7 protein-coding genes and 1 pseudogene are annotated in these 10,364 nt (G+C 61.4%); 1 reads left to right on the top strand and 7 read right to left on the bottom strand.

Annotated features, from left to right (window positions below):
* The 4 genes and pseudogenes from LKG04_RS08610 to LKG04_RS08595 all read right to left on the bottom strand — a co-directional run.
* A pseudogene (locus tag LKG04_RS08610) lies at positions 1-591 on the bottom strand (transcription-repair coupling factor); the annotation flags it as partial.
* Between the two features lie 169 nt (positions 592-760).
* Entirely contained in the window at positions 761-1,375 is a 615-nt protein-coding gene (pth, locus tag LKG04_RS08605; RefSeq protein ID WP_291760337.1) for an aminoacyl-tRNA hydrolase, read from the bottom strand.
* Between the two features lie 523 nt (positions 1,376-1,898).
* Entirely contained in the window at positions 1,899-2,429 is a 531-nt protein-coding gene (locus tag LKG04_RS08600) for a GNAT family N-acetyltransferase (protein ID WP_291760336.1), read from the bottom strand.
* 59 nt (positions 2,430-2,488) lie between these two features.
* Positions 2,489-5,752: a UPF0182 family membrane protein gene (locus LKG04_RS08595; protein WP_291760335.1), complete on the bottom strand. Its 3,264-nt coding sequence runs from the start codon at positions 5,750-5,752 to the stop codon at positions 2,489-2,491.
* A gap of 118 nt (positions 5,753-5,870) precedes the next feature.
* On the opposite strand from LKG04_RS08595, the gene LKG04_RS08590 reads away from it, so the two are divergent.
* The gene (locus LKG04_RS08590; RefSeq protein WP_291760334.1) at positions 5,871-7,223 is read left to right on the top strand and encodes a glycoside hydrolase family 3 N-terminal domain-containing protein; all 1,353 of its coding nucleotides are present in this window, start codon (positions 5,871-5,873) and stop codon (positions 7,221-7,223) included.
* A 155-nt stretch (positions 7,224-7,378) separates the two neighbouring features.
* Here LKG04_RS08590 and LKG04_RS08585 read toward each other — a convergent pair whose 3' ends face one another.
* The 3 genes from LKG04_RS08585 to LKG04_RS08575 all read right to left on the bottom strand — a co-directional run.
* Complete coding sequence (locus LKG04_RS08585; protein ID WP_291760333.1) at positions 7,379-8,656, bottom strand: uracil-xanthine permease family protein; 1,278 nt, start codon at positions 8,654-8,656, stop codon at positions 7,379-7,381.
* Positions 8,657-8,818: 162 nt separating this feature from the next.
* Positions 8,819-9,643, bottom strand: a complete 825-nt coding sequence (locus LKG04_RS08580) for a histidine phosphatase family protein (RefSeq protein ID WP_291760332.1) — start codon at positions 9,641-9,643, stop codon at positions 8,819-8,821.
* Positions 9,644-9,930: 287 nt separating this feature from the next.
* Positions 9,931-10,364: Hsp20/alpha crystallin family protein (locus LKG04_RS08575; RefSeq protein ID WP_291763811.1), on the bottom strand; the 434-nt coding region annotated here is incomplete at its 5' end.

Here is a 10,364-nt window from a genome sequence, read left to right as displayed (position 1 = left end):
AGTGGGAGGGAACACGTCAAGAATGCCGCCGCGCACCGCGAATTCGCCGCGGTCCATCACCAGATCGGCACGGGTGTAGGCGTTCTCGACGAGTCTGTTTGCGGCATCGCCAAGCGGCAGGTCCCTGTCCTGCTCGAAAACCAGCGGCTCCACGTCACCAAGGCCGGCCACCACTGGCTGGATCAGCGAACGCACCGGCATTACGAGTATCTGAATCGGACCGAACAGATCGCTGCCCGGTTGCGGATGCTTCAACCGGCGCATGACGGCCACGCGACTGGCCACAGTGTCGGCTCGTGGGGAAAGCCGCTCATGCGGCAGCGTTTCCCAAGCCTCTAACTGGACGATGGCATTCGGGTCGCCCTCGTACCAGGAGCGCAGCGATTCCACGGTTTCCTCGGCCTCACGGCTGGATGCCACGACCAGCACGACAGCCGTGCGCCGGGCCGTAGCCGCAGCCGCTGCGATCGCCGGACGCAGCCCGCTGGGCGCGCTGACGACGATGCTGGGATCGGTTTTCGATTCGGGTTGGTCGATGTCGCCGTTGGCCAACGCCTTGAACGATGGATCGCGTTCGAGCGATTCGAGCATGCCAATGAGCGACTGGTGATCGGAAAGGAGAATGGCAGCCTTATTCTTTCTGCCGGCTGCAGCATTCGCTGCCGTGGCGTTCACTGTTCTATCTGCCACTGCCCTATCCATGACTGCTGCATTCGTTGTTCTGCCTGCCGATGCCGCATGCACCGTTGCCTTGCCTGCCTTATCTGCCATTGCTGCGCCCACCATTAAAATGCTCCTGCGCAGCGTTCAGCCCATCGAAAATCACTGTTTCCGCGGCGTCGGCGCTATCGGCCAAAAAATCCGGCAGTTGCTTGCGCTGGTCAGGACCGAAGCCGCCCAGCACCCAGTCCACGGTGTTGTCGTGGGCACGAGGCCCGCGCTGAGCATGGCCCACCCCCATGCGCACGCGCCCATACTGGTTCGTGCCTAAGGACCGGTCGATGGATTTGATGCCATTGTGCCCGCCCGCCGAGCCGCCCATCTTGACTTTGATGCGGCCGAATTCCAAGTCCATATCATCATGGATGACCACGATATGCCCGGCTTCGATGTCATAGTACGCGCTGATGGATGCCACGGCGTTGCCTGAGTCGTTCATATAGGTCAGCGGCTTGGCGAGGAAAAATTTGACCGAGTGACCTTCGAGATTCATCACGCCCTTGCCCAATTTGGCCAGACCCTTATGGTCGGAGAGGGTGACGGACCAGCGTTCGGCGAGCACATCCGCCGTCATAAAGCCCATATTGTGGCGCGTGCCCTCGTATTTGCTCCCGGGATTGCCCAATCCCACAATCAGCCAGAACGCCGAAGCCATGCCACTCTCCCTTTCCACCCGCACAGTTCACCTACATGGACCGTCATAGTCGCGCGCCGCATTCAGCCGTCACAATCAACCGCCGTAATCGCGCATATCAGCCGATTCATGGTACCGGTGGCGAGAGACGAAAGCCAAGCTCCTCGGCTTTGAAGGCATATTGGAGACACAGCGAGCTATCTCAATCCCATTTCCCCCATAACCATCTCGATCGACATCCAAGCAGACAGGTTGCGACGATGATTGTCAATCCGCGCAGCGTGCGAAATGAAGTACCTGCGTTGCGTGAGGCGTTAATTCGCCCTCACGGAGGTCTATCTGCGCTGCGTGAGGCGCTATGTCTTCGAGAATCGAATATCAGGTGGCCAGGAACCGCCGTTTTCGGTCAGCAATACCCGCGGCACCAAGGAATTAACGCCCCGTATAACACAGATAGGTATCCGCAGTCAGCAGATGACGTCTCACACAAGCGGAATAGACCCCGCGGGCGCGCTTTTATGTTATACACGAGCGTGAATATCGTCTACAGCTCCTTATACCAATACGACATGTCGAGGTAGCGCTTGCTGTCATAGCATGCGCGTGGAAGCAGCCCGAAACGGGTGAAGGCGAAGCGGCGCATGAGGGCGATCGAACCCTTGTTGTCGGCGAAGATCAGCGCGGTGGCGATGCGACGGGAACGCTGCCTGGCGGCATCGAGCAGCCAGGCGACCAAGGCAGTACCGTAGCCGTGATGCTGGGCGCCGCCGGCGATGTAGTAGCTCAGCTCGACCACGCCGTCATAGGCTTCGCGCGGATGGAAGCGCGACAGTGAGCCGAAGCCAGCGATATGGCCAGCCTCGTCTTCGATCACGACGACTGGATAGTCGACGCGCGGCGCGTGCGATTCGACCCATTCACGACGTTGTTCGAGCGTGCGCGGCACCAGGTCGGCCGTGGCGCCGCCGGCGATAACCGCCTGGTTATAGATATCGGTGACCGCCGACAGATCGCTGTCCGTGGCATCGCGGATGACGAACCCTCTCTCGGCTCCATCCCATTGTTCATTAGCCATATCGATAATGTACCGCAGCGTCGCGAATGGCCGGCGCGGCACACATTGGCAGCAGCCCGTTATTTATCGAGCTCCACGGCCTTGTTCAACGCCTCGTTGAGCTGCTTCTGCGCATTGCCATAGGCCGTCCAGTCGCCGGATTTCATCGCGGAATCCGAATCCTTCATCGCTTGGGCCGCCTGATTGAGCGCCTCCTTGAGTTCGGCGCTCAACTGCGGCGTTTCAGGTGTGCTTGGCTGCTGGCCACCGCCGCCGGCATTCGCGCCGCCAGAGCCGGCGGAGCCGTCCGACGCACTAGCCCCGGCGTCTGCCGTGGCGTTCTGCGCGTCTCCCGCCGAAGCGCCCGAATCCCCGCCGAAGACCTGGTCGAGCGCCTCGTCCAAAGTGTTCGCGAAGCCGACCTGGTCGCCGAAGGCGACGAGCACCTTTTTGAGTAGCGGGTAGCTGGTCGCACCGCTGGACTGGATGTACACCGGCTCGACGTAGACCAGTCCGCCGCCGAGCGGCAGCGTGAGCAGGTTGCCGCGCTTGACGTTGGTCGATCCGGTCTGCAGCAGGTTGAGTTCGCGCGACACCGTGTCCTTGGCATCGAAGTTGCTCTGTGCCTGCCCGGGGCCGGGCACATTGGAGTCCTTCGGCAGCTCCTGCAATCGCAGCGTGCCGTAGTTCGGCCCCACTCGGCCTTTCTCGTTGCCCGCATCAGAATCAACCGAGAGAAAACCGGTGAGGATCTCACGTTTCGCGGTTCCTGCAGGTATGTACGAAGAAGTCAGCGAGAAGACCGGCTCCTTGGAGCCGCCCGTCTGCAACGTCAGGTAATACGGCGGCTGCAGAATGTCGCGGTTCTGCGCCGACTGCGATTCGGTGGGGTCGGTGGGGCTCTGCCAGAAGTCCTCGCCTGAGAAGAACTGGCCGGCGCTGCCGACATGGTACTTCGCCAGCAGCTGGCGCTGCACCTTGAACAGGCTTTCCGGGTAGCGCAGGTGGCTCATCAGCTGGCCGTCGATATCCGAGATCTGGTGGTACTGGCCGGGGAAGATCTTCTCCCACGCTTTGATGACCGGATCCTTCGCATCCCATACATACAGGTCGACCGAACCGTCGTAGGCATCGACCGTGGCCTTGACCGAATTGCGGATGTAATTGGCCTTCTGCGAGCCCAGGCCTTGGATGGTAGAGCTGGTTTCGGTGGTTGAATCCGCCGTAGCCTCGCCCAGATCGGTCATCTGCGAATAGGGATAGGCGTCCGAAGTCGTATAGCCGTCGACGATCCATTTGACGCGGCCGTTGACCACCGCTGGGTAGACGCGCCCGTCAAGCGTCAGATACGGCGCGACTTTCGCCACGCGCTCCTTGGGATTGCGGGTGTAGAGGATCTGCGAATCCGGGGTGACGCGGTCGGAGAAGAGGATCTGATCCGAGCCGAAGCGCGCCGCATAGAGCAGCCGCGAGAAGAAGTTGCCGATGCTCGGGCCGCCGTTGCCCTCGAAGGTGTTCGTCGCGCCCTGCGAACCAGTGGGATAGTCGAATTCCCATGCCTTGGTTCCCTTGGGCGCGCCGACGATGGAGTATTCGGGGGCGTTCGGCGAGAAATAGATGCGCGGCTCGTAATGCTGCGTCTCGGTGAGCTTGCCTTGCGTGGGGATGCCGTATTCGAAGAACTGCGGCTGGCCGTCGGAGGTCACTTTGTTGCCGTAGGCCGCCACGACGCCGTAGCCGTGCGTATATACGGTATGGTCGTTGACCCAGTTGCGGTTGTCGTTGCCCGAGAGGTTGAGCTCGCGCGCAGCGATCACCGTGTCTTGGCTGGTGCCGTCAATGTCGTATTTGTCGACTGACAGCGCGTCGGCGAAGGAATAGTACTGCTTGGACTGCTGCAGCTGCTGGAAGGTCGGCGAAACGACCTGCGGATCGAGCAGCCGGATCTGCGCGGTGCTCTCCGCTGCCGAAGCCAACGCGCCCGACTTGCCCTCGGTCGTCGCGTCATAGGTATCGGTTTTGATGGAGTCGAGGCCGTAGGCCTGCCGTGTCGCATCGATGTTGCGCTGGATGTAGGCCGATTCCACCTCCTGCTCGTTCGGCGATACCCTGAACCGCTGCACGAGCATGGGCCAGATCACGGTCAGCACCAGCGAGGTGGCCACGACGACCGCGATGGCGGCGATCGGCGTGCGCCATGCCTTGAGCGCCGCGCCGGCGCGCGTTCCTATGGAAGCTGGCTCCTGCAAGGCATGCGAGCGCATGAGCCAGACCGACAGCAGCACGCCAAGGGCTGCCACCAGTGCGGCCATGACGAAGGCGAAGGGAATGGTCGCATGCGTGGCGGTGTAGGATGCGCCGGTGATGCGGTCCTCTTGCGCGCTGAGCTGATCGAAAACGTGAACGACCATGCGCGCAGCCACCAGCAGCATGTTGAGCAGCAGCCAAATGGCGGTCTGGCGCCTCGCCCGCCTGGTGATGGCGAACAAGCCCCGGCCGTTGACCGGCATCGTCAGACGGATGCCGCCCATGAGCACATGGGTCACGACGGAGAAGATGATGGCCATGAACAGCAGCACCGAGACTGCGGAGAGCACGAGCTTGAGCCCGGGCAGGATGAACACGTAGAAGCCGTTGTCCAAGCCGAACTGCGGGTCGCGCACGCCGAAGGACTGCGCGTTGAACATCAGCAGGATCTGCGCCCAGTTGGCGTTGAACTGGGCGCCGAACACCAGCCCTACGATCAGCGAAACCACCACGGCTACACGCCGGGCGTTTTTGGAGCTCACCGATTTGCCGATTTCGACGATGTCCCCGCGGATGCGAATCGTGGAGCCGTCACTCGAATCGGGTCGGGCCCGGATAGCCAAAGTCGCAGAAACATAGCTGGCCGCTGCCATAAGCAGCGCGTAGGCGAGCCACAAGCCGATCGTAGTGAACAACTGCGTCCACACCACGCGCGCGAAGCCGAGCTGCTGGTACCACATCACATCGGTGATGAAACGATCCAGCGCGAAGAACAGGCCGACCAGGACCGCCAAGGTGAGGACGACGCCGATGAGGACCTTCGAGCCGCGCGAGGCAGGCAGCCGGAAACCGTCGTCGTATCTGCCCGAACGGCCGTGGGGCGGGCGGGTGCCGCTGCCATTGTTGGCGGCTTTGGCATGCGAACGTGTCTTCCGCTCCCCCTGTCTGTCTTTGGCATCGTCGCCATCGACCTGCACATCGATCACCACGGGATCGTCCTCGTTGCCTCGGCGGCGCGGGCTGCGGCGACTTGACCGGCCGGAGTCATCGGAGCCATCGGGGTCGAACATCTGGCCGAATATATCGAAGAATGACATGCCTACCACCCTACTATGAACCGCGGCGACTAGACGCTGGCCGCGAAACAGCTTCACCAGATGCACGTTTCACCTTAGGCAGACACAAAGGAATATGGTGCCGTGGAATAATTGAAAGATGAACAGACAGCCCACACGGCAAAATCCGCGCAGGCAGCGCTCCCCTATTCGCACCGCGATCATCACCGTCGTCGCGATCGCACTGGTTGCCGGCGGTTTGGTGGCTGCAGCCCTATGGTGGAACAGGAGCAGGCAGTCGAACCGTCCATCTGCGTCGTCGCCATCATCTTCTCTGCAGCCAAGCTCGGGCGCAGGCGCATCGCCGAGCGCGGGCGAATCAAACAGCTCGAGCGGCTCCCCCACGTCAAGCCCTTCGGATTCACCGAATACTTCGTCGTCGTCCCCCACGGAGCATGACAATGGGGCCGTCGACGCGTCAAAGACGAAGGCGATCAAGGCCGTCGACGCGATGCCGCTCAAGGAGCAGGTCGGCCAGCTGGTGATGGCGCCGCTGTTCGCCGGTCGAAGCCCGTCGAGCCTGCGCGACCTCATCACCAATCAGCATGTGGGTTCCGTGCTCGTCATCGGCAAATGGAACGTGGGAACCGCAGGGGTGAAAAAGGCCGTTGACGCTCTGCAAAGCTATGCGCCGCAACGCAACAGCTTGATCATGGCGACCGACCAGGAAGGCGGGCAGGTGCAGCACCTGCGTGGAACTGGCTTCAGCACTATGCCCTCTGCGGTCAGCCAAGGACGGATGAGCACCGATCAGCTCACCAAAGCCGCAGCCCAATGGGGCAAGCAGCTGAGATCCGCAGGCATCAACACAGATCTGGCCCCGGTCGCCGATACCGTGCAGACAAAACGCGCCAATAATGCGCCGATCGGCGCTCTCGACCGCGACTTCGGGCTCGGCGCTTCCGGCAACGCGCGGCATGCCATCGCATTCATCGATGGCATGCGGCAGGCCGGCATCGAAACCTCCATCAAGCATTATCCCGGGCTCGGCGCGGTCACCGGCAACACCGATTTCACCGCCAACGGCATCCTCGACACGACCACGACGCTGGACGGCCAGGAGATCAGCGCATTCACCACCGCATTGCAAGGCGAGCCAGGCTTGGTGATGATGTCGCTGGCCACATATAAATCCATCGACCCAGACAACCCGGCCGCTTTTTCCAGCACGCTGATCGACGGACACTTGCGGGGAGAAAGCGGCTATGACGGCGTTGTCACCTCGGATTCGCTATCGGCCGCCGCTGTCAGCGGCATCGCACCACGGCAGCTCGGGGTCAGGTTCGTCGAGGCGGGAGGCGATCTCGCCTGCGTGGGCGCAAACCAATATGTGCAGCCGATCCTCGACGGATTGAACGAGCGGGCAGCCAGCGACCCGGCGTTCGCGAAACAAGTGAAGCAATCGGCCATCCGCGTCATGACGCTCAAATACCGCATGGGACTCGCCCGGTAGGCACAGTCGGCGGTCCAGCGCCAAAACAACTTTTCCCGTGCAATTGCTGAAATTGGGCTTTGAAAAGGTCCCAAAAACAGCAATTGCACGGGAAAATCGGCCTCTTATGGACGCTGGATCACAGTGCTCACAAAGGTGCGCAGGCACCCGCCTGTTTATTCGTCCGTGGGAACCACTCCGGTCAGGCGGCCGATGGCCTTGAGGCCGTGGTACATGACCAGCACGGCGATGGTAGCGATGGCGATGCCGTTGAATTGCACGCCGACGACCGCGAACGCGAAGTTGGCGATGCCAATGATCATGGTGACAGCGGCGGTCATGATGTTCAGCGGCTTGTTGAAGTCGACGTGGTTATCGACCCAGATGCGCACGCCCATCATGCCGATCATGCCGTAGAGCAACGTGGTCACGCCGCCGAGCACGCCGCCGGGGATCGTGTTGATGACTGCGCCGAACTTCGGGCAGAGGCTCAAAATCAGCGCGAATCCGGCTGCGCACCAATATGCCGCGGTCGAGTAGACCTTCGTCGCCGCCATCACGCCGATGTTCTCGCCATAGGTCGTGGTGCCGGATCCGCCGCCGAAACCGGCGATCATCGTGCCGAGGCCGTCGGCCGCAAGCGCGGTGCCGATCTGGTCATCGTAGTTGTGCCCGGTCATCTGCGCGACGGATTTGACATGGCCGACGTTTTCGGCGATGAGCACGAGCACGACAGGCAGGAACATCGGCAGGATCGAGAAGTCGATCGCCGGCAGGTGAAATTGCGGGAAGCCGATCCACGCGGCCTGCTGTACCGGCTTGAAATCGACCTGGCCGCGCACGCAGGCGTACAGATAACCGATCAGGACACCGAGCAGAATATTCAGTCGGCCAAGCAGTCCTCTGAAGAGCACGGCCACCAGCAGCACCGCCACCAGCGTAACCAGGGCGGTGTCCGGCGCGGCCTGGAAGTTCGTCCAGACGTTCGGCGCAAGGTTGAAGCCGATGATCGCCACAATCGCGCCGTTGACCACCGGTGGCATGACGATGTCGATCCATTTTGATCCTGCGAAATGCACGAGCAGGCCGACGAGTCCCAGCAGCAGGCCGGTCACCATGATGCCGAAACTGGCGACGGCGATGCCTTTATGCGCCGAGGCCACTGCCGCGATAGGGGCTATAAAACCAAACGAGCTACCCAGATAACTGGGTAGCTTGTTCATATTGATCAGCAGGAACAGTGCCGTCGACAGCGCCGTAAAGAACAGGGTGGTCGACGGATCGAAGTGGGTGAGGATCGGGACCAGGAACGTCGCGCCGAACATGGCGACCACGTGCTGCGCTCCGATGCCTGCCGTGCGTCCCCACGTCAGGCGTTCCCCGGGTTCGATGACCTCGCCCGGTTTCAGGGTTTTGCCGTCCCCATGCAGTTTCCACGTGAATATATTGCTCATGGCTGTCCCTCTCCTTTATTCTCTGGGATTCTGCGGCGCAGCATGCAAGAAGGCCGCGCGTCGTGAGCTATTGTAACCGCGCTGTGGCCAAACTGCGTTTCGTGAGTATTTCATTGGATCTTGACGGATCACAGAAGCGAAGAGCCACCGGCATGCGGCGCATCACGCAAGCACTGAAAGATGCGGATCGACCATATGCACCACATCCACCAAGTCGCCGTTGGAGAGCAATGGGCGTTGGAATTCGCGCCATGGCTCGACCTCGACCTCCCAACGACCGGTCTGCGGATCAAGCACCGGCCGCGCGGTCTGCTCCCAGCGCACGCGTCGGGTGGTGCGCCCGGTCTGAGGATCGCGACGCGAGTAGTGCAGGCAGGTGCAATTGGTAATGCGCCATTTGTCCGAATCGGCGCGTCTGAGAAACTCCTCGTCAGAGAGGTCCTCAAGCGTGAGCATCAACGCCTGCATGAAGTCGCCGTGGCTGACCACCACCACCGACTGCGCCTCAGCCCTGCGGTTGAGCGAAGTCAGCAGGTTGTGCACACGGTCTTCGGCCACATCGGCGATGGATTCGCCTGCCGGCGGTCGCCAATACAGCGGGTCGGTGCGCTTGAACATCCAGTTGCGCTCGTAATTCGTGCGGAACTCGTCCTGCGTGACTGTGCTGATCTCGCCCCATGAGCGTTCGCGCAGCACACGCGTCTCCTCCCATTTGGCCTTCGGCAGCGCCATGGTCGCCGCGGTCTCGCGCGTGCGCACATACGGCGAGACCAGGTAACGGTCGAAAAGCTGCTGTTTCGACACCAGCCAGCGTCCGATGCAATCGGCCTGCTTGCGCCCGGTGGCGGTCAGCCGCCACGAGCGGTCTGGAACGGTGACATTATCCTGCGTGAACAAGGAATTGTCGCCGGCCTCCCCCGCCTTGACGATGACGTTCGCCTCCGACTCCCCGTGCCGGATCACATACAAATCCAAGGGCATTCCCATGCCTATTTCCTCCTTGAAGCCGCGCCCCGGCGGCCTTCCTGCTATTCATCCATACTTGATTCATCCCCTACTTTACCGTCAGCCGCCGTCCGAACTCGGAAACGGCTGAGCAGCAAACGCCTGCGCAGAACACAACACATAGAAAATCCCGGGATCGTGTTGAAACGCGCCCGGTAGGGACGCCCATTTCAACACAATCCCGGGAAAGTTCGACTCGCACCGGGGGTCACGACACTGTCACGGCATCACGAATGCGTCGGCATACTGCACGACAGCACAGGGCCGTGTCAGCTTTCAATGGCGATCTGATGCTTGGCCTCGACCTGTGGCTTCGCCTCGACTTTCGCGATCGCGAGACTCAGCGTGCCATCCTTGTAGCTGGCATGGATGTCGGTCTCCTTTACCGCGTCGCCGACGTAAAAGCTGCGCGAGCACGAACCGACATAGCGCTCGCGGCGCAGCCACTTGCCGCTCTTCTCATCCTTGTCCTCATGGTTCTCGTCCTTGTGGGCGGAAACAGTGAGGTATCCTTCATGCAGCTCAATCGCGATATCGTCCTTCTTAAAGCCGGGCATGTCGATATCGACGTCATAAGACTTATCGCTTTCGCGCACATCGGTCTTCATCATGTCGCCGGACGCGGCCGCACCGCTCACCCGAGACGGCAGCTCGCGCCACTGCGAGAAGAAGGGATCGTCAAAAAGATCCGTGAACATTGAGT

The organism is Bifidobacterium sp., from assembly GCF_022640935.1.
Lineage (GTDB): Bacteria > Actinomycetota > Actinomycetes > Actinomycetales > Bifidobacteriaceae > Bifidobacterium.
Note: the sequence above shows the minus strand (reverse complement) of the source record. Positions and strands in the feature narration are given on the sequence as shown.

Excerpts from the sequence above, each read along its gene's own strand:
- pth (WP_291760337.1), bottom strand. The coding sequence starts at position 1,375 with ATGGCTTCGGCGTTCTGGCTGATTGTGGGATTGGGCAATCCCGGGAGC.
- LKG04_RS08600 (WP_291760336.1), bottom strand. The coding sequence starts at position 2,429 with ATGGCTAATGAACAATGGGATGGAGCCGAGAGAGGGTTCGTCATCCGC.
- LKG04_RS08595 (WP_291760335.1), bottom strand. The coding sequence starts at position 5,752 with ATGTCATTCTTCGATATATTCGGCCAGATGTTCGACCCCGATGGCTCC.
- LKG04_RS08590 (WP_291760334.1), top strand. The coding sequence starts at position 5,871 with ATGAACAGACAGCCCACACGGCAAAATCCGCGCAGGCAGCGCTCCCCT.
- LKG04_RS08585 (WP_291760333.1), bottom strand. The coding sequence starts at position 8,656 with ATGAGCAATATATTCACGTGGAAACTGCATGGGGACGGCAAAACCCTG.
- LKG04_RS08580 (WP_291760332.1), bottom strand. The coding sequence starts at position 9,643 with ATGGGAATGCCCTTGGATTTGTATGTGATCCGGCACGGGGAGTCGGAG.